Genomic DNA, 17855 nt, shown 5'->3' on the forward strand with positions numbered 1-17855 from the left:
AGGCCGCGGGAGGACGGAGGGCGGGCGTCGCCAGGGGTCACAGGCGCCCGATGTCGAGCGAGCCGTTGCCGACCTGGGACTGGTCCGAGCGGCGCGCGCGGTCGAGGTACTCGTTCGCCTTCGTCGTCTCGGTCTCCAGCACGCCGATGGTCTGCGCCATCGAGTCGAGCGCCTGCGTCTTGAACGTCGAGATCGAGTCGAGCGTCGCGTAGATGTTGGCGAACGCCTGCTGGAGCTGGGGGAGGCCGACCGTCGCGCTCGCGGCCTGCTGCTGGATGCTCGCCGACTGGTCGGCCAGCATCTTCGAGGTCGAGGCGATCATGTTCGACGTCGTCGTGTTGAGCGCGGTGATCTGGTCCAGCACGAGCTTCTGGTTCGCGAGCGCCTGCGCCACGATGACGGCCGTGCGCAGGGCGGAGATCGTCGTGGTCGTCGCGCGGTCGACGCCCTTGATGAGCTCGACGTTGTTCTTCATGATGATGTCCATCGCGAGGTAGCCCTGGATGGACACCGCGAGCTGGGTCAGCAGGTCCTGGTGCTTCTGGCGGACGTAGAACAGCACGTCCTCGCGCAGGGCCTGGGCGCGCTCGGGGTCGCTCGCCTCCAGCTCGGCGATCTTCGTCGAGAGCTCGGTGTCGAGGCGCTCGGCGATGAAGATGTACTGGTTGAGGCGCGCCATCGAGTCCCAGAGGTTCTGCTTCTCGAGGTTGAGCGCGGCGTTGTCCTTGCGGAGCTCGTCCTGGCCGTTGTAGAGCGACTGGACGATCGCGTTGAGCTGCTTCTGCGAGCTCTCGTAGCGGCGGAAGTAGTCCTGGAGCTTCCCGCCGAACGGGATGAGGCCCAGGAACTTCTTGCCCATGCTCGCCTCGCTCGGGTCGAGGTCCTCGACCGTGCGGCGCAGCTCGAGCAGCGACTTGCTCACCTTGGAGCTGTCGGAGACGCCGCCCTCGCGCAGCTCCTTGACCGGCATCTCGAGCATGCGGTTGGACACGTCGGCCGCGGCACGGATGTCCTTGTCGCCCATCTTGCGGATGTCGTCGGCCTTCGCCGCGAAGTCGGGCGAGCGCGTGTCCGTCGCGAGGAGCTGGTCGAGGTAGGTGGAGACCTTCGACTCGAGGCCCGGGATCGCGGCCTCGTCGACGCGCGGCGCGAGCGACGGCGCCTGCGTGGCGGCGACCGGCTTGACGGGCTCCGGGGCGCTGAGCGTGAGCGTCTCCGTCGGGGCGGGGGGCTGGAGCGGTGCTGCCTCGGTCATGTCTGTCCTTCGCTCGTGCGTGCCGTCGGACGCCGTCGGTGGCGGGTGGGGCGGCCCTCGCGACCTCCCCCTCGACCCGGGCGAACCGGGCGGAACCGGCCTGCGCCGGTCGGCCGAGTATATCTACGACGGGTGGCCTGATCTTTACCCTTTCCGGGGATCGGGAGGGTGAGAACTCCCCATGCCAGACCCAACGTCCGGGGGGCCGATGAGTTCCGCCCGCGCGCGCCGTCGTCCGTGTGCGAGAGTTCGCCGCGCCCACCGTCCGTGGACGAACGCGCCACCACCGGGGAAAGGACCGAGAGATGCAGCTCGCCGGGAAGAACGCCGTGGTCTACGGCGCCGCGGGGTCGATGGGGTCGGCGGTGAGCCGCGCGTTCGCCGCCGCGGGCGCGCGCGTCTTCCTCGCGGGACGCACGGCCGCCACGCTCGACGCGCTCGCGGACGAGGTCCGCGCCGCCGGCGGGCAGGCGCACCCCGCCGTCGTCGACGCGACGGACAAGGAGTCGGTCGACGCGCACGCGGCCGCGGTGGTCGAGCAGGCGGGGAGCCTCGACGTGTCGTTCAACGCCGTCGCGTACGACGCGCTGCAGGACGTCCCGCTCGTCGACATGTCCCTCGAGGACTTCGTGGCGCCGGTCGTGTCCGCGACGACGACCCACTTCCTCACCGCGACCGCCGCGGCGCGGCACATGATCCCCCAGGGGTCCGGGGCGATCGTCATGCTGTCGTCGACGGCGGCGCGCGAGTCGCGGCACGAGATGGGCGGGTTCAGCCTCGCGTGCGCGTCGATCGAGACGCTCGTGCGCAGCCTCGCCGGCGAGGTCGGCCGCCACGGCGTGCGCGTCGTCGGGCTGCGGCCCAACTTCACGCCCGAGACCGTCGGCGCGTCGGACGACGACCTGCCCGTGCTCGTGCAGGACACGCTGCTCGGCCGCCTGCCCCGCCTCTCCGAGGTCGCCGGCACGGCCGTGTACCTCGCGTCCGACGCCGCGGGCGCGACGACGGGGGTCGTCGTCGACCTCTCGTGCGGGGCGATCGTGTGAACGCCGGCTTCGTCCCCGGGCCTGCCCATGTCCCCGAGGTCGCCCGCACGCTCGTCGCCGGACCGCACGTCGCGCACCTCGCGACCGTCCTGCCCGACGGCGGCCCGCACGTCGTGCCGCTCTGGGTCGGCTGGGAGGGGGACCGGCTCGCGTTCCTCACCGGGCCCGGCTCGCGCAAGGCGCGCAACCTCGCGCGCGACCCGCGCGTCGCGGTGTCCGTGACGGAGACCGGGAACCCCTACGTCATGGCGACCCTGCGCGGACGCGTCGTCGAGGTGCTCGACGGCGACGTGGGCTGGGCGGTCGTCGACAGGCTCTCCGTCCTCTACACCGGCAACCCCTACCCGCGCGGGGAGGAGCGGCACGCCTACCTGGTCGAGATCGACCACGCGACGGCGCCGTCGTTCGGCTGAGCGCGGGCGGCCGGGCCCTACCGTGGACCCGTGGGCGACGCGAGGACGGACGGGACGGTGCCGCGGTACCGCGTCCTGCGGGACGGGCGGGTCGTGCTCGTCGTGCGCGGCGAGCCGGGCGTGCTCGTGAGCGCCTCCGTGCCGCCCCCGCTGCCCGGAACCGCGCCGGTCACGCACCCCTTCGCGACGGCGACGTTCACCGCCACGCTGCACGAGGGCACGCTCGGGTCGCTCCTGCGGGAGGCGCCCGACCTCGCGGCGTTCCTCGCCGCCGTCGAGCGCGCGGGCTACGTCGTCGAACCGGACGGGTGACCCTGCCGCGACGTCGGCCCGGACCGCGTCCCGGACGAGCGCCCCCGCCCCTCGACGTGGAGGAGCAGGGACGCCTTCGAACACTCCGGCGGGCGGTGGCCCGTCGAAGAGGTGCACCGGCCGCGGGCTTCTTCACCGACCGGTGCCCCCTGCGGCACCTCGGCCGCCCGTCCACCGTAGGAGGGGGGTCCAGGTCCTCGCCACCTCTCGCCACCACCGCTCCGGGGCCTACGGTCGAGAGATCGGCCCGGGAGCGGGCGCCGCGTTCTCGGAGGACGACTCAGAATGGGCGCTCCGGGGACGACGACGCGTACGGAGGCCTGCGGCGCGAGAACGAACGGGGGCTGTACCGGGGCGTGTTCGCACCGGTCACGTGTGGTGCCCCGAGCAGGACTCGAACCTGCAACCTACGGATTCCCAAGTTCGGAATATATAGACGCAGGTGCAGAATAAATAGACAGCGATGGACGATTCTCCTGGGGCTATGGACGTGCGTCTATTCGGGATGTACGGCAGTGATTCCGCGACTCGCGGTCGCCGGTCGTTTCCGTGGGGTAAGCGTGGGCGGAGGGGCCTCGGGTCGCTCGACGCGGTGACCAGTGGGCCTCGACTCGTGTCGGTGGAAGCCGGAAGGATGCACTGCCATGACTGACGAACCGAACGAGCCGCAACCGGTCTTCCACCGCTGGGTCCGAGCCGCCTTCGAGGTAGAGGTCGAGGTCGTCGACCGGACAGCTCTCGAGACGACCATGATCGACATCGACGACACGGGGAACGTCGTCCTCCAAGGCATCCCTGGCCCACACCGGTACGACTACGCCGTCGCGCTCGCCGTAACCGACGCGATCCGCAAGTCCGGGTACGCGGCGCACTTGAAGAGAGTGGGCCTTCAACCGTTCTCCGACGGGCCGCTGCCGCGGTTCCGGGACGAGACCGGCGAGATGTACGAGGCGATCCCGGCCTTCCCTGCGCGCGCCGACGACGGATCGGTCCCGGGCATCGACGGACAGGGCGGCTGAACGGAGCGAAATGACCAGCGGGCCTGACGGGACTTCACCCTTCCGCCACATGTGGCACGGGCGTACCGTCGGGCCATGTCCAACGAGAACCCGTTCCAAGATCTTCGTGCTCTCCTCGGCGACGACCTCGAATCGTTGCCCGTGAGCACGCTGTTCATCGAGACGCTTGAGAACCAGGCGGCCGATGGCCGCCGCGACGTCGACGAGATCCTTGGCACGCTCGGTGCCGCGGTCGTCGGGCTGGAACGCGACCTGGTCGAGCTCAAGCGATGGCGCGCCTCCACAGAGCGGCGGGAGCGCGAGCTACGCTCGCAGATCGACGGCATCACCTTCTGAGAACGACGAAAAGCGCCCCCGCCCCTCCACGGGGGAGGAGCGGGGGCACGGTCGAGTGCGGAGACGTCAGGCGAGGTCGGCCTCGCGGAACATGACCACTCGGTCGGAGCCGTCGAGGCGGACGCCGTAGTGCCAGCCGTCCTCGCGCTGCTCGGCGTAGAAGATGACGCCTGACACGCTGCCCGAGTCGGTCGTGACGTGGTCGCCCTTGCGGCGGGGGGCCGCGGACAGGGTCGTGATGTTGTGCACGCCGTCGTCGTCCGACTCGACCACCTTCGGCGTCGAGGACAGGCCGAGGTGGCGCAGCCAGGCGTCGACGGCGGGGATCGCCATGATGCGCGCGAGGGCCGCGGAGACGGCGGCGAGGACCGCGCCCGCGGCGACGACCCACGCGAGCCATCGGTCGGGCAGGTACGCGCCGAGCTCGTCGTGCAGGATCGCCGCGACGAGCGGGGCGACGAGCCCGAGCACGAGCACGACGGAGATGACGGTCTGGGCCGCGGTGCGCCACGAGGCGCGGACCGGGTGGGCCTGCTGGGTGGACGTGGTCACGGTGGTTCAGCCCTTCTTGACGGTGACGGTGGTCGTGGTCTCGATCGCCTCGAGCCCGTTGGTGATGCCCTCGGCGACGAGGTCGCGCACGACGTTGGGGTCGACGCCGGGGATGCGCGCGACGGCCTCCGCGACGGCCGTCGCGAGGACGGTGCGGGTCGCCTTGTGCTCGGCCGGCTCGTACCGCAGGAAGTCGGCGGCGGGGGTTGCCCGGCCGGACAGGGTGTGCGTGAGCGGGTGCGCCCACACGCGCCCGGCGACGGACTCGACGTCGACGCCGAGGAGCGCGACGTCGGGCACGGTCTGCACCCGCCCGCCGTCGGCGATCGAGAGCAGGCCACGGCCGGCGAGGAACTGCAGCCGCTCGAGCTCGACGAGGGACGTGATCTTGCGGCGGGTGATGCCGTCGCCGAGCCAGACGGTCGCGTCGGCGGCGGTACGGGCGAGCACGGACATGTCGTCCTCCAGTCGGGGGGTGATGGGCGCGGGCGCGCCCGGGACGGTGGGGATCGTGATGGTGGGCGTGCCGCCGGACGGGTTGGACACGAGCTGCCCGGCGCGGATCGCGGCGGCGACCTGCGCGACGCGCGCGGGGCTGGCGTTGATCTCGAAGTGCATCTCGTCCTTGCGGCCCGGGTAGTCCCCGCCCCAGCGCACGACGCCGCCGAGCGCGTCGAGGATCGCGCGCAGCGCGACGACCTGGGGCCTGGTGAAGGTGCCGACCTTGCCGAGGGGGTGCCGGGTCGCGTTCAGGTCCTCCGCGGTGCCGGACGCGTGGTTGGACAGGTCGGTGGGGTTGCCGATGATCGGGCGCGACGCCCAGCCCCAGTCGTCCTGCGGCTGGCCGGCGGCCTCGTCGAGGTCCTCGACCTCACGGTCGAACCGGTCGTTGAGGTAGATGAAGATCGTCGCGACGTCCCCGCGCCGCACTCGCCCCGCGACGTGCGGGATCGCGACGAGGTCGGGGTGCGTACCCGAGCTGAACGCCGGCCAACCGTTCTGTGATGTGGCCACGGTGCCTCCTGAGCGTGACGAGGCCCCGGTCGCCGTCGGGCGGCCGGGGCCGTGGGGTGGGGGAGTGATTAGTCGCGCGGCCAGGGCGCTCGTGCGTCGAGCTGATCGCGCGTGATGCCGAGCTCGAGGAGCCAGCCGCGCAGCTCGGAGGCGTTCTCGGCGTAGCGGCGTGCTTTGCGGTAGGCGTCGTCGCGCTCGGTCTCGGTGGTGCGCAGCCGGGCGTAGGCGTCGTCGCGCTGGCGCACGAGCCCGGCGTTGCGGCCTCGCTCGCGCGCGGCTGCGCCGGACAGCCACGCCGTGAGGCCCTTGGCGATCGTGGGGACGAGGGCTCCGCCGCCGACCGCGACGATGAGCGCGGCCCAGGCCTGGGCGGTGGTGAGGTCGATCAAGGCCCCGCCTCTCAGTCGTCGTCGTGCCTGCGGGAGACGGGTGGTTCGGGGTCGTAGGCGTACCTCCGGATGCGGAACCAGCGCACGGCGAGCAGAGCCGCGAGCATCAGCAGCGCGCCGGCCTGGGGCCACCGGTTGCCGTCGGGGATCGTGAGCTCGAGGACGACGGTGACCATGACCCAGACCGCGAGGCCGGTGATGCAGGCGATGACCGCGGCGCGTTCGAGCCACCAGATGCCGGGCAGGGTAGCGACGACGCCGAGCGCGCCGCCGAGGATGAAGAACGCGGCCCAGATGGTGGTGAGCACCGGGCCGAGCTCGCCCGCGACAGAGGACGGCGGATCGACGAGCGCGGACAGCCCGACGCCGAGCGCGACGAGGTAGGCGACCCAGTGCAGGCACGTGACGACCTTCGGCTCCTGGACCTTGCCCCACAGGGCGAGCGCCGCGCTCATGCCCGGACCTCCTCGACGTCGTCGAGCCGCGCGGCGAGCGCGGCGATCTGCTCATGCTGGGAGCGGACGACGGCGAGCAGCGCCCAGGGGACGAGGTGGTCGCGGATCGCGTCGGGTCGGCCCTCCTCGTCGTAGTAGACGAGCTCGGTCAGCCCGGCGTCGTGGAGGTCCTCGGCGATCGCGCCGTAGTCCATGACGCCGTCGTCGTCGACCTTGCGGTGGAACGTCTTGGGCTCGATCGAGAGCACCGCCGCGGTGTCGATGCCCCAGGTGTTGATGTGGTCCTTGTAGCGGCGCGACGATGTCGCGCGCCCGAACTGCAGCGTGTCGTCCATCCACACGGCGAACCGGTTGGATCCGGTCTGGTGGTTGTACTGGCTGGCGGTCGGGCCCGCGCAGTAGCGGACGGCGTTCGCGTCTCCGGCGAAGGACAGCGCACGACCGTTCGCGTTGTTGTTCGCGGCGACGGCGGTGGCGATCGCCGATGTCGCGCGGCCGGCGATGTAGTCGATGTCGGCCTGCACGTTCGATCCGGTCGTCGGGATGCTCGCCGCGGTGTGCGTGTGCGCAGACGGGGGGAACGACGTCGGCTTGCCGGACACGGTGCCCCAGGTCGAGGGGAACGACGTCGGCTTGCCGGACACGCTGCCCCAGGTCGAGGGGAACGTTGCGGGCTTGCCCTGGATCGTGTCCCAGTCGACGACGGGGGCGAGTGGGGTCCACCCGGCACCGGTCCAGTACTCCCAGACCCCGGTCGTCGTGTTGAGCCCGACCTTGCCCCAGCGTGCCGACGTCGGGCGGGTGGCGTCGGACCAGATGCCGACCCGGTGCCCGATGTAGGGGCGCAGGTCCTGCACGTTCCCGGGCGCGATCGTGACCGCACCCGCGGGGACGGTGACGCGCGCGAGCTCCATCTCGTAGATCCCGGCGTCGGTCTTGGTGAGGGCGGGGTCTGCGGGGTTGGTCGCCGCGGTGCCCTTCACGACGGCGAGCGTGATCGAGTTGTCCGACGGGTCCAGGCGGGCGACGACGATGTCTCGGCGCGGCTGGGACTCGGCCGGGTCCACGGTCCGGGTCTCGGTCACGGTGGAGGACAGGAAGTGCCCCCGCACGATCGCGGACCCGGCCGCGATCTTGACGTTCATCCCGGTCGAGTCCGCGGTGACGCGCAGCGCGCCGTCGCCGAACGCGCCGACGACGCCGGTGTCCTGCAGCTCACGGAACAGGGCCGAGTACTGCGCCTCGGTCGTGTCCTCGTCGTCGAAGGGGTACGCCGTGATGGCCATGAGTCCTCCTGGTGGTGCGCGTCAGAGGTGGATGAGGTTGGTGATCTCGTTCCCGCAAGGCCCGCAGACCACGTGCGGCTCGTGCTCTGGGGCGAGCACGTGGACCGGCTGATCTGCGTTCTCGCACCCCGGTGTCCGGCACGTGACGATCCACGTGATGCGGTCCTCGTCCGGGACGGTGCCCGGAGTGATCTCGTCTGGTGTGTCGTCCAGTTCGTCCATGGCCCAGCCCCCTGGTTAGCCGATCGCTGAGGTAGGGGTCATCTGTACGGCTGTCCAGGCGATCGCCCCAGCGATGCGAGATGCCCCGACGATGGTGAACAGGCGTGCCTCGAAGGAGGTCGCCGACGGGGCCGAGGTGAAGACGACCGAGACCTGGTCGCCGGTGGTGCTCAGCACGACGGCCGTGACGACCGGGGTGACGGTGAACCGCCCCGCGGGGAACGTGATCGTCGTGATGCCGGAGGCGGCGACGGCGTTGCGCCCTGCCGCCTGCGCGAACGGCTGGTCGCCCGCCTTGACCCACGGCCCCCAGACGTTCGAAGACCACGAGCGGGTGTAGGTCAGGCCGCTGCCGCCGCGGTAGACGGTGTACCGCTGGTACACGATCGAGCCGTTCGCGTTCGCCGCGACTTCGAGCAGACCCGCGTAGGGGGCCGGGTAGTTCGTCCCGCCGGCGGCGGCCGGGTTGGACGACTGCGTGTAGTCGCCCGGCGTCGTGATGCTGTCCAGGTCGACACCGGTGCCGAGCGCGGCGGGGAGCGGCAGCCGAGCCCACGCGAGCCGGCCCGTCGTGATCGCCGCGGCGTCGAACACGTTCTTCGCTTCGGCGACGCGCTCGAGCTGGGACACGCGCCGGGCCGTGTCCTCGACCCGGCCCGACAGCGCCACGTTGGGGTCGAACCCGGTGACGTCGCCGATGTCGGCTCCGACGAGGACGCCGGCCGCCGAGGCGCGCAGGGTGGCGGCGGTGACGGTGGAGGTCGTCTCCTGGCCGTCTAGGACGACGGTGACGTGGTCGCCCTCGCGCCAGTCGCGGGCGTACTGCATGCCGAGGATCTCGGCGGGCACGGCGGCGACGTTGGTCGCGGTGAAGCCGCCGTCGGCGAGGTCCTCGTCCCCGGCCTGCTGCAGCTCGGTCAGGTCGTCGGTCTGACGCTGGTCCTTGAACCGCTCGATCCGCCGGCCCCACGCTGCTGCAGCGGCGACGGACTCGGGGGTGGACCGTTCGAGCAGCGTGCGGGCCTCGCCCTGGCCCTGCCCAGCGACCAGGACGTGCGTGACGGCCGGCGGTGAGGTCGCGGCGGACTGGGACTCCAGGCCGCCGTTGGCGACGTCGAGGCGGACCGTGGCGGTGCGGTCGGCGATCTCGTATACCTCGAACACGAGGACGTCGTCGCGCTGCACGATGCGCCACCCGAGGCCGGCGACGGTCGCGATCTCGGTGAGCAGTTCGCCGAGCACGGGGAACCGTGCGGACTTCACGACGTTGGTCCCGCGCCCGAGGTCGGGGGCCAGGGTGAGGCGCTGGGCGAGCAGGCCGCGGCGCGATACGGGGGCGGTGGGGCCGATGTTCGCGGCGACGTAGGCGCGCATCACGGTCTCGGCGGGCCCGGACCGGTTGTCATACCCCGCGGCCTGGGTGGCGACGTTCCCGTTCGCGGGCTGCGGCCAGGCGGTCGCGTCGGCGGCGAGCACGTCGTCGGTCACGCCCGTGATCGTGACGAGCCCGGCTGGGTCGTCGGTGCCGGCGTCCAGGGTCGGGGTCGTGACGGGCCCGGACCACAGGACGTCGTCCGGGCCGGTCACGATCAGGCCCGCGCCGGGGGTGCGCAGCACGGGGGTGAGCGGGTGCTCGGCGGGCAGGGTGAGGGTCCACTCGCCGACGCCGCAGTGCACGACGCGGCTCGTCAGGTCGAGGTCGCGCGGCAGGATGATGCCCTGGCGGGCCAGGGTGATGTCGCGGACCTCGACGGTCAGGTCGTCAGCGAGCACACGCCACCCCTCCTAGAACATGAGCCAGCGGCGCGGCTGCCACCGGCAGATGATGCGTGACCCGGGCTCGGCGTCGGCCAGCGTGACCGACACGCGCGACGTGCCCGGCTCCACCGTCCAGAAGCGGGGCGCGGGCGCGAGCTCGCCGTACCGGTTGGCTCCCGTGTCGTCGAGGACGGTGCCGGTCATCGTGTCGAGCGTGACGACCTCGCCGGGCGCGAGGACGCCCTCCCACCGCAGCCGTTCCCCGAGCGCGGAGACCGCCTCGAAGTCGCGGCCCGGACCGGTGACCTCCCACGCCGGGTACGCGGTCGCGTCCCCGGGGTTCTCCACGTCGCGCTCACCCATGGCCTGGGAGGAGGAGACGCGCAGCCGGGCGAGCTTGGGCAGCAGCCCGCGCCCGCCGGCGGTGACCTCGACCTTGAACGAGGACGGGCGCACCCGGGTGATGAACGGATCCCCGGCCCGCAGCGCGAGCTCGGTGCGGACCCACGTCAGGCCGTTCGTGTCCACGGACCACGCCCAGTCCGCGCGGCCCGTGCGCGCGACGCGCACGAACCACGTCTCGCCCGACGGCTCGACCCAACGCAGCACGGGCATGTCCGCGACGTCGCCCGGGCGCGAGGGTGCGAAGATCCGCGCGAGCACCGACAGGCGCGCGGCGACCGCCTCCCGGCTGGGACCGGAGACCATGAGGGGCACCTTGAGCTCGCGGGGCCGGGCGCGAGAGCCACGGTAGGTGGCCCCGTGCCCGGCACCCTCGAACCAGCGTGCGTCCACGTCCGGGAACCCGGCACCGGTGAGGCCGCGACGCAGGAACGTCGCGGCCTCGTCGGACATGTACTCGGCCGTGTCGACCACGAGCCCGAGCGACTCACGCGCGAGCTCGACCCGAAGGCCCCTCACCATCTCGCCCGCCCTTCGTCGATCGGCTTCACGCGACCCGTCATGACCTGGCCCGCCTCGACGCGCATCCGCCCGACGAGCTTGCCGTCGACGTCCACCACGACGAGCTCGGACGGCAGCGAGGACGCGCCCGGGTTCTGGTTCCACGACGGCGCGACGTCGACCCGCGCGAGCGGCTCGGGCTTGCCGGTGTTGTTCACCACCACCGACGGGCCCGGCGGAAGCCACCCGCCCTCGTCGAACTCCAGCGGCGGCAGGACGCCGCCGTTCGCCATGGCCCAGTGCACGTGGTTGTAGTGCATGCGCTTCGTCGGCTCGGGGAACACGTAGGGGCGGCCCTTGTAGAGCTGCTGCGCGCCCATCGGTGAGTAGATAAGCTCATACGCCCCGGGGAACGCCGCACGCAGGACCTGGAAGATCCGGGTCATACCCGCGGTGTCCATCGACCCCACGCCCGCGATGTCGATCGCCCGGCCCTGCCCGTGCATCGACGGGTAGCCCGTCGCGGTCATCGCCCCCGGCCGCAGCCCGGACGTGACCCTCGCCCACGGCAGCAGGTCGCGCACGATCTGCGACATGCGCGCGACGCCGAGCGCACCGGAGACCCCAGCGCCGGCCGAGGCCGACTCCTGGTTCTTGCGGTCCACCAGGCCCTTGACCGTGTCCACCAGCCCAGCCACGGCCTTGCGCGGGAGCTGGGACACGATCGTGCCCAGGTCGCCCGCACCGATCCGCCCGAGCAGCGCGTTCATCGGCCTCGTGATGAGGTCCGCGAGCGCCCCGACCGGGTCGGCCAGGAACTTCCCGACGGACTCGACGGCGTCCCCGGCCCAGTTCCACGCGGACTTCGCACCGCCGACGGCGGAGTCCCACACGTCCCCGGCCCAGCCGGTGATGTTGCCCCACACACCGCCGTTGGCGAACGCCTGGCCCGTGCGGGCGGCGCTGTTCATCCGTGCGACGGCCGCGGGGCCGCCGACGGCCCGGGTCCACTCCGGGCGCATGATCGCCTCACCGCCGGACAGATCGAGCCGCCCGGCCGTGGGGGAGTAGAACGAGTGGACGTCCCGGCCCGGGGTGTACCCGGGAAGGACACCGCCCGTGGCGAACGCGATCGGCGACACGACGGGCAGGCGCAGGTCGAGGCCGACCTTCTCCGCGATCGAGTCCCACGTCTTCTTGATGCCGTTGGTGTAGACGGTCTCGATGATGAAGTTCACCGGGGCCGCCGCGGCGGCCTTGACCTTGTCCCACGCCGTCGAGATGACGTCCTTCGTCTTCTCGAACACGGACCCGACGGCCTCGACACCGGTCTTGATCGGGGAGAACACCCAGGTGTTGATCCAGTCCCACCCGGTCTTGAGGACCGTCTGCACGCCGTTCCAGACCGGGGTGATGACGTTGTCCTTGACCCACGTGAAGCCCTTGCCGACGAGCTCCCACCCCAACCGCATCGGGGCGAAGACCCACCGGTCGAGCCAGTTCCACGTGTCGACCCCTGCCTGCAGGAGCGCGTTCCACACCGGTACGAGGACGTTGTCCTTGACCCATGCGAACCCTGCGGCCAGGAGCTCCCACCCGACACGCATCGGGAGGAACACGTGCTCGTCGAGCCAGGACCACATGACCTGAGCGCCGACCTTGACGGCCTCCCACACCGGGGAGAGGAACGTCTCCCACACCCACGAGACGCCGTCCGCGAGGAGCTGCCACGCGGTGAGGATCGAGACGAACACGACCTGCAGCGCGGTCCACAGGAACTCGCCACCGGCCTTGATCCCGTCCCACACCGCCGAGAACACCGGCAGCACGGAGTTCTGGAACCAGTCGACGACCGGCTGGACCGCGTCGAGGATGCCTTGCCACAGGTCCCCGAACCAGTTCCCGATCGGCTCCCAGATGTCCTTGAACCAGGCGACGACGGAGTCCCAGTTCTCGACCAGGGCCCAGATCGCGGCCCCGACGGCGACCACCGCGGCGACCACCCATGTCAGGGGAGACGCGAGCATGGCGCTGTTGGCAGCCCACTGCGCGGTCGTGTAGACGCCCCACGCGAGGGCGAGCGCGCCTAGCGCGACGCCGAAGACTTGCAGCGCGGCGGGGTTCTCCTGGACCCACCCGAGCAGGGTCTCGGCGGGTCCGAGGAGCGGCTGGATGCCGTCGGTCAGGACGCCCATGAAGCTGCGCTTGAGGGACTCCCATCCGGTCGTCGCGTTCCCGTTGAGCGTGTCGCCCATGGACTCGGCCTTGCCCGTGACGTCGCCGAGCCCGGTCCCGACACCGGCGAGCGAGTCGAGGAACGCGGGGATCTTGTCGGTGCCGATGTCCTCGAGCGGGGTGCCGAACAGCGCGATCGCGCTGTTCGCCCGCAGGGTCGGGTCCTCGATGCCCTGCAGTCCGGTGACGAGCTCGGACAGCGCACCCGACGCGACGTCGCCGCCGGCGAGGAACCGGGCCGACATGTCCTCCGCGGACAGGCCCGCTGCCTCGTAGGCCGAGACCGAGGACGTCGACATGTCGGTCGCCCTGATCGTGAGTTCCTTGAGCGCGTCACCGGTCTTGTCGATCGCGTACTGCCCGGACGCCGACGCGGCGACGAGCATGCCCATGGACTGCTCACCCGTGAGGCCGAGCTGGGCGAAGTACTGCGAGTACTCCTGGGTCGCGTCGACGACCTCGCCGCGCAGCGCCTCGGGCACCCGCTGCAGCGACGCGGTCATGAGGTCGAACGCGTGGACCGCGTCGGTCGCGAGCCCGGTCTGGATGAGGATGCCCGCGTTGCGCGCAGACTCCGACACGTCGACGTCGAACGCCTTCGCGAAATCGAGCGCCTTCGTCGTCACGGACTCCAGGTCCGCCTCGGACGCGTCGCGCATGCCCGCGATCGACGACATGACGGTGCCGACCGCGCCGGACACCTCGGTCAGCGAGTCGCCGTACGCGTTCGCGTACAGGGACCCGGCGACCTCGCCCGCCGTGGCGGACTGCGTCGCGGTCAGGTCGAGCGACGCCGCGACCTTGTCGACCCCGGCGTCGAGCTCCATGCCCTGCGACCACGCCTCGGAGAACAGCGCGACCCCGCCCGCCGCCACGCCGAGCTTGGTGACCATGCCACCGAGCCCGCCCGTGGCCTCCTCGAACGAGTCCTTCGCCTGGGACACTGACGACTTGAGCGCGCCCCACTTGCTGGGCTGCTCGTCGACCTCGTTGTTCAGGTCCGACGTCGCCTTCTCGAGCTGGCGCGTGACCTCACGGTGCTCGTTCTGCGCGGCCTTGAGCTGGTCTTCGACCGATACGAGCTTCGCGCTCGCCGCGCTCTGCCGCTCACGGGCAGACGTGAGACGCAGTTCAGCGGCCTGCGCGCGCGCCGACTCCTCGCCGTACTTCTCGCGGGCATCGGCGAGTGCCTGTTCGGCGAGCAACACCTTTGCCGAGGCGTCACGCTCGGACGTGCGCGCCTTCACGATCGCCTGGACCTGGTCGTCGACGACCTTCTTCGTGCGCTTCGACGCGGCCTCGAGCTCGTCGGTCGCGGCCTTCGCGGCACCGTTCGTCGCGGTGCCGTCGAATCCCTTCGCCCACGCGAGCCCGGACGACTTGCCGGCGGCGGTCGCGGCCTTCGTCGTGCCGGTCGCGAGCTCCTTCGCGAAGGTGTCCATGGCTGGGAGGACATCGATCCACGTCACGTCGGCAGCCATTGGCACCTCCTATGTGGTTGTGGTTCCGCCGCCGCCCTCGACCTGTGCGCGCGCCAGCACGGCGAGCAGGTCGACGTGCTCCTCGGCGTCGTCGAGCTCCTGCTCCTGCTGCTCGCGCTGGTACTCGGTGAGGTCGGGCCCGGGGATCGGGGTGAACTGCTGCTGCTCCTGCTTCATCTTCGCGGCCTGGATGTTGCTCGTCAGAGTGAGCAGCGCGCGATCGTCGTTCGCGATCGCGTGCAGCAGCCTCTCGGTGTCACCCCACGGCCCGTAGAGCGCACGGTGCAAGGCGCTGCCGGGAGGTAGGTGCTCGATCATGACGCGGAGCTTGCGGAGCGTGATCCGCCCGTCGAGGTACTCGGCGAGCGGATCACGCGGGGCGTACACCTGCAGGAGTGCCGCCTCGACCGCCTCGGGCTCGGGCCCGAGGACCTCGCTCAGCCCGCGTAGCGGAAGTTTCCCAGGCGCTCCTGCGCCGCGCGGGACTCGGTGCCGAACAGCATGGCGAGGTCGTCGGTGCTGTAGCCGGCGGCCTTCCACGTCGCGAGCTGCTCCTCAGCGTCGTGCTCGGGGTGCCCGCCGAGCACGACGAGCGCAAGCTCGTCGGCGTTCTTCGCGGCCTTGACCTGCTCGCCGAAGTCGTCGTCGCCTGTCAGGGCGAGCCCGACCTTGATCCAGACGGTGCGGTCCTCGCCGTCGACCTCGACGTCGACGGGCACGAGCTGGTCCTCGGGAAGGACGTGCTCGGCGACCTGCTGCTTGAACTGCGACATCCGCACACGGCGGCGGTTGGGCTTGCCCATGATGAGGTCTCACATTCTGGGGAATCCGGGGGAGTCGTGTAGGGCGTGGTCGGGCGGGACTCCCCGCACCGCCCGACCACGCCCGGTCATGCGTCCGAGCGGACCCGTCAGGGCTCCTCTGGGTCCTCCGGCTCGACGTCGAAGCCAGGGCCGTTCTCCATCGTGGCGAGCGCCTTGCCCACCACGGGGTCCTTGAACAGGCCGAACGTGAAGCCGATCGCCTCGTTCGCGTTGCGTGCGTGCGTGCGGTCGTTGGTCGCGGTGACCTTCGCCCGGTACCCGTACTCGACGCGGTAGAACGCCGACTCCTCCGGCCCGTCCGCGGAGATGAGCCACAGGCGGTAGTACGGGAAGTCGACGAAGTCGCCGTCGTCGAAGACCCACGGCGCGTTCTTCGTCGCGGGCCACTCGCTGCACGGCTTCCCGTGACGCAGCGCGTGGAGCCACGAGCTCGACGACTCACCGAACGAGACGTTGACCGACTTCTCGATGCCGGTGATGTCGGTGCGGACGGGGTCGAGGTCCTGGTCCATGTTGGTCGGCTCGGTCGAGACGCTCGACGGCAGGACCACACCGTCGGTCGTGATGTAGCCGAGCACCTTCGCGTCGGCCGGCAGAACCGGCGTCCGCGTGGTCGTGTCGAAGTACGACGTCGGCACCGGGGCCGAGTAGTCCTGCAGGGCGACGAGCTTGCGACCCCACTTGCGCACGAGGCGCGAGTTGGTGTCCATGAGTTCGCGGACGTCCGGCATGGTTCCTCCCGTGACGAGAGCCCCGGCCGGACGGCGCGGGGCTCGGATGATCTGGTGGTGGGTTGGTCGGCCCGCGGGCCGTGGTGCCGCCCGTCAGCGCGGGCGGACGGTGAGCGTGTACGTCGCGATCGCGCGGCGCACGTCCTGGCTAGGCATCGGGTCGGCGGCGAACGCGAAGGTCTCCTCGACCTCGTCGACGTACATGCCCGGCGTGCCGTTGGTGGCGAGCGCCGCGAACGCGGTCTCGACCTCGCCGACAAGCGCCCACATGTCGCCGCGGGTGCGCGCGTGCACGGCGACCTCGATCTGGACGAGCTTGTCCAGCGGGCCGTCTCCGCGCCCGCCCGCGCGCTCGACCTTCACGTACTTCTCGGGGACGGTCGTCGTCGTCTCGGTGACGACGCCGGCCGACCCGACGGAGAGCCGCGGGACGAGCCACGCCCGGACCTCGCGCTCGACGTTCGCCCACCGCAGTACCTCAGGCACTGGACGCCCTCCGCAGGATCTGCCGGCGCGTGATCTTCGCGCCCGCGTCGGCCGCCTGGTCGTCATCGCTGAGGGTCGCCGTGACGCGGGCGTAGGGGCGGCGGAACCCGCCCTCAGCCTTCGACCCGGGGCGAGTGCCCTCCTCGACGCGGAGCCTGCGGCCGAACCGCTGCGCGCCTGCCGCGGCGGCGAGGCGCTGCGCCCGGGGCAGCGCGCGCGCCGCCTTCGCGCGCAGCGCCGCGCGCACAGCGGGTGAGGACGCCGCGCGCTCGAGCAGCTCGGTCGACGGCTTCATGGACTTCGCCATGGTCATGCCCCCTTCCACGCGATGAGGACGACCTCGGTGTGGTCGAGCGCGCCGCCGCGGTAGTGCTGCGGCTCGCCGTCGACGCGGTACGTGGTGCCGCGCCACCGGAGGCGGTCCCCGGCCTGTAACCACTCGGTAGGTGGCCCAGAGGCACGCCACCTACCGGTGACGACCTCGGCATCTCCGAGCGACTCGTTCGTCCCGACGGGCTGGACGTTCCACCCGGGGACGTCCTGCTCGACGACGTCCTCGGTCGGAACGCCGTCGTCGTCCGGTTCCCCGGTGGTCACGACGAGCATCGTGAGCGTCTCGCGGTGTAGCCGCTTGCCGCGCCTCACGACCGGTCCCCGGCTACAGAGTGCCGGGCGACGGCGTCGGCCCACTGCTGCGTCATGCCGCCGACCGCGTCGGCCTCGTAGCGGATGCTCTCGGAGCCCGCTGCGCGCTGGGCGATGCCGACCTCGGAGCCGTACCGGGCCTCGGCCTGGTCGAGGACGGCGGTCTGGATGTCGTCGGGCACGGTCTCGTACCCGCTCGTGTAGGTCACCTCGACGCACCGTCGCCGGTGGGGCCAGGGACCGTCGAGGCGGTCGATGATCCCGTCGGTCGACCAGTCGACGTCGACGCCGAGCGTGAGCTCGCGCGGCAACGCGGGCGGGACCTTGAGGCGCACGAGACTGACCTCGGTGACGTGCGGGGACGGCAGGCGCACCGAGGTGCGTCCGTGCCCGTCGAGCACGACGACCCGGCCGGTCTGCGTGATGTCCCACCCGACGTCGCCGCGGAACCGGGCGGAGGCGCTGCGCAGCGCGATCGGCGTGCGCGACGGGT

At 71.6% G+C, this 17855-nt stretch carries 22 protein-coding genes; 5 read left to right on the forward strand and 17 right to left on the reverse strand.

Annotated elements, in window-relative coordinates; translation table 11 throughout:
• Positions 1-37: 37 nt before the first annotated feature.
• Positions 38-1255, reverse strand: a complete 1218-nt coding sequence (locus tag ABWU78_RS10160; protein WP_439158256.1) for a toxic anion resistance protein — start codon at positions 1253-1255, stop codon at positions 38-40.
• Between the two features lie 305 nt (positions 1256-1560).
• On the opposite strand from ABWU78_RS10160, the gene ABWU78_RS10165 reads away from it, so the two are divergent.
• The 5 genes from ABWU78_RS10165 to ABWU78_RS10185 all read left to right on the forward strand — a co-directional run bounded on the left by ABWU78_RS10165 (position 1561) and on the right by ABWU78_RS10185 (position 4381).
• Positions 1561-2301: an SDR family NAD(P)-dependent oxidoreductase gene (locus tag ABWU78_RS10165; RefSeq protein ID WP_439158257.1), complete on the forward strand. Its 741-nt coding sequence runs from the start codon at positions 1561-1563 to the stop codon at positions 2299-2301.
• Positions 2298-2714 carry a PPOX class F420-dependent oxidoreductase gene (locus tag ABWU78_RS10170; protein WP_439158258.1) on the forward strand — a complete coding sequence of 139 codons (417 nt, stop codon included), beginning with the start codon at positions 2298-2300 and terminating at the stop codon, positions 2712-2714. Before ABWU78_RS10165 ends, ABWU78_RS10170 begins: the two co-directional genes overlap by 4 nt.
• A 30-nt stretch (positions 2715-2744) precedes the next feature.
• A complete protein-coding gene (locus ABWU78_RS10175) occupies positions 2745-3026 on the forward strand; it encodes a hypothetical protein (RefSeq protein ID WP_253051200.1) in 282 nt (93 codons plus the stop codon).
• 644 nt (positions 3027-3670) lie between these two features.
• Positions 3671-4045 (forward strand): hypothetical protein, encoded by a 375-nt coding sequence (locus tag ABWU78_RS10180; protein WP_439158259.1) that lies wholly within the window; start codon positions 3671-3673, stop codon positions 4043-4045.
• A gap of 75 nt (positions 4046-4120) precedes the next feature.
• Positions 4121-4381 carry a hypothetical protein gene (locus ABWU78_RS10185; protein WP_439158260.1) on the forward strand — a complete coding sequence of 87 codons (261 nt, stop codon included), beginning with the start codon at positions 4121-4123 and terminating at the stop codon, positions 4379-4381.
• Between the two features lie 66 nt (positions 4382-4447).
• Here ABWU78_RS10185 and ABWU78_RS10190 read toward each other — a convergent pair whose 3' ends face one another.
• The 16 genes from ABWU78_RS10190 to ABWU78_RS10265 form a co-directional block, all read right to left on the reverse strand.
• Positions 4448-4933 (reverse strand): hypothetical protein, encoded by a 486-nt coding sequence (locus tag ABWU78_RS10190; protein ID WP_439158261.1) that lies wholly within the window; start codon positions 4931-4933, stop codon positions 4448-4450.
• A 6-nt stretch (positions 4934-4939) separates the two neighbouring features.
• Positions 4940-5947, reverse strand: a complete 1008-nt coding sequence (locus ABWU78_RS10195; protein WP_439158262.1) for a M15 family metallopeptidase — start codon at positions 5945-5947, stop codon at positions 4940-4942.
• Positions 5948-6015: 68 nt separating this feature from the next.
• Positions 6016-6336, reverse strand: coding sequence for a hypothetical protein (locus tag ABWU78_RS10200; RefSeq protein WP_439158263.1), 321 nt, complete (start codon positions 6334-6336; stop codon positions 6016-6018).
• An 11-nt stretch (positions 6337-6347) separates the two neighbouring features.
• Positions 6348-6791 (reverse strand): hypothetical protein, encoded by a 444-nt coding sequence (locus tag ABWU78_RS10205; protein ID WP_439158264.1) that lies wholly within the window; start codon positions 6789-6791, stop codon positions 6348-6350.
• Positions 6788-8077 (reverse strand): hypothetical protein, encoded by a 1290-nt coding sequence (locus ABWU78_RS10210; protein ID WP_439158265.1) that lies wholly within the window; start codon positions 8075-8077, stop codon positions 6788-6790. Before ABWU78_RS10210 ends, ABWU78_RS10205 begins: the two co-directional genes overlap by 4 nt.
• A gap of 21 nt (positions 8078-8098) precedes the next feature.
• Positions 8099-8299: a hypothetical protein gene (locus ABWU78_RS10215; protein WP_439158266.1), complete on the reverse strand. Its 201-nt coding sequence runs from the start codon at positions 8297-8299 to the stop codon at positions 8099-8101.
• Between the two features lie 15 nt (positions 8300-8314).
• A complete protein-coding gene (locus tag ABWU78_RS10220; RefSeq protein ID WP_439158267.1) occupies positions 8315-10072 on the reverse strand; it encodes a Gp37-like protein in 1758 nt (585 codons plus the stop codon).
• A gap of 12 nt (positions 10073-10084) precedes the next feature.
• The gene (locus ABWU78_RS10225; protein ID WP_439158268.1) at positions 10085-10981 is read right to left on the reverse strand and encodes a hypothetical protein; all 897 of its coding nucleotides are present in this window, start codon (positions 10979-10981) and stop codon (positions 10085-10087) included.
• The gene (locus ABWU78_RS10230) at positions 10975-14637 is read right to left on the reverse strand and encodes a phage tail tape measure protein (protein ID WP_439158269.1); all 3663 of its coding nucleotides are present in this window, start codon (positions 14635-14637) and stop codon (positions 10975-10977) included. The genes ABWU78_RS10225 and ABWU78_RS10230 overlap by 7 nt, the downstream gene beginning before the upstream one ends.
• Before the next feature lie 48 nt (positions 14638-14685).
• Complete coding sequence (locus tag ABWU78_RS10235) at positions 14686-15063, reverse strand: hypothetical protein (RefSeq protein WP_439158270.1); 378 nt, start codon at positions 15061-15063, stop codon at positions 14686-14688.
• A gap of 50 nt (positions 15064-15113) precedes the next feature.
• Positions 15114-15479: a hypothetical protein gene (locus tag ABWU78_RS10240; protein ID WP_439158271.1), complete on the reverse strand. Its 366-nt coding sequence runs from the start codon at positions 15477-15479 to the stop codon at positions 15114-15116.
• A gap of 107 nt (positions 15480-15586) precedes the next feature.
• A complete protein-coding gene (locus tag ABWU78_RS10245; protein WP_439158272.1) occupies positions 15587-16231 on the reverse strand; it encodes a hypothetical protein in 645 nt (214 codons plus the stop codon).
• 93 nt (positions 16232-16324) lie between these two features.
• The gene (locus tag ABWU78_RS10250; protein ID WP_439158273.1) at positions 16325-16717 is read right to left on the reverse strand and encodes a hypothetical protein; all 393 of its coding nucleotides are present in this window, start codon (positions 16715-16717) and stop codon (positions 16325-16327) included.
• Complete coding sequence (locus tag ABWU78_RS10255) at positions 16710-17030, reverse strand: hypothetical protein (protein WP_439158274.1); 321 nt, start codon at positions 17028-17030, stop codon at positions 16710-16712. Before ABWU78_RS10255 ends, ABWU78_RS10250 begins: the two co-directional genes overlap by 8 nt.
• Positions 17027-17314, reverse strand: a complete 288-nt coding sequence (locus ABWU78_RS10260; protein ID WP_439158275.1) for a hypothetical protein — start codon at positions 17312-17314, stop codon at positions 17027-17029. The genes ABWU78_RS10255 and ABWU78_RS10260 overlap by 4 nt, the downstream gene beginning before the upstream one ends.
• A gap of 44 nt (positions 17315-17358) precedes the next feature.
• On the reverse strand, positions 17359-17855 hold a 497-nt coding region (locus tag ABWU78_RS10265), incomplete at its 5' end, for a hypothetical protein (RefSeq protein ID WP_439158276.1).

This window comes from Cellulosimicrobium sp. CpK407 (assembly GCF_051844275.1).
GTDB lineage: Bacteria > Actinomycetota > Actinomycetes > Actinomycetales > Cellulomonadaceae > Cellulosimicrobium > Cellulosimicrobium cellulans_G.

Excerpts from the sequence above, each read along its gene's own strand:
- ABWU78_RS10160 (WP_439158256.1), bottom strand. The coding sequence starts at position 1,255 with ATGACCGAGGCAGCACCGCTCCAGCCCCCCGCCCCGACGGAGACGCTC.
- ABWU78_RS10165 (WP_439158257.1), top strand. The coding sequence starts at position 1,561 with ATGCAGCTCGCCGGGAAGAACGCCGTGGTCTACGGCGCCGCGGGGTCG.
- ABWU78_RS10180 (WP_439158259.1), top strand. The coding sequence starts at position 3,671 with ATGACTGACGAACCGAACGAGCCGCAACCGGTCTTCCACCGCTGGGTC.
- ABWU78_RS10185 (WP_439158260.1), top strand. The coding sequence starts at position 4,121 with ATGTCCAACGAGAACCCGTTCCAAGATCTTCGTGCTCTCCTCGGCGAC.
- ABWU78_RS10205 (WP_439158264.1), bottom strand. The coding sequence starts at position 6,791 with ATGAGCGCGGCGCTCGCCCTGTGGGGCAAGGTCCAGGAGCCGAAGGTC.
- ABWU78_RS10210 (WP_439158265.1), bottom strand. The coding sequence starts at position 8,077 with ATGGCCATCACGGCGTACCCCTTCGACGACGAGGACACGACCGAGGCG.
- ABWU78_RS10215 (WP_439158266.1), bottom strand. The coding sequence starts at position 8,299 with ATGGACGAACTGGACGACACACCAGACGAGATCACTCCGGGCACCGTC.
- ABWU78_RS10225 (WP_439158268.1), bottom strand. The coding sequence starts at position 10,981 with ATGGTGAGGGGCCTTCGGGTCGAGCTCGCGCGTGAGTCGCTCGGGCTC.
- ABWU78_RS10230 (WP_439158269.1), bottom strand. The coding sequence starts at position 14,637 with ATGGACACCTTCGCGAAGGAGCTCGCGACCGGCACGACGAAGGCCGCG.
- ABWU78_RS10240 (WP_439158271.1), bottom strand. The coding sequence starts at position 15,479 with ATGGGCAAGCCCAACCGCCGCCGTGTGCGGATGTCGCAGTTCAAGCAG.
- ABWU78_RS10245 (WP_439158272.1), bottom strand. The coding sequence starts at position 16,231 with ATGCCGGACGTCCGCGAACTCATGGACACCAACTCGCGCCTCGTGCGC.
- ABWU78_RS10255 (WP_439158274.1), bottom strand. The coding sequence starts at position 17,030 with ATGACCATGGCGAAGTCCATGAAGCCGTCGACCGAGCTGCTCGAGCGC.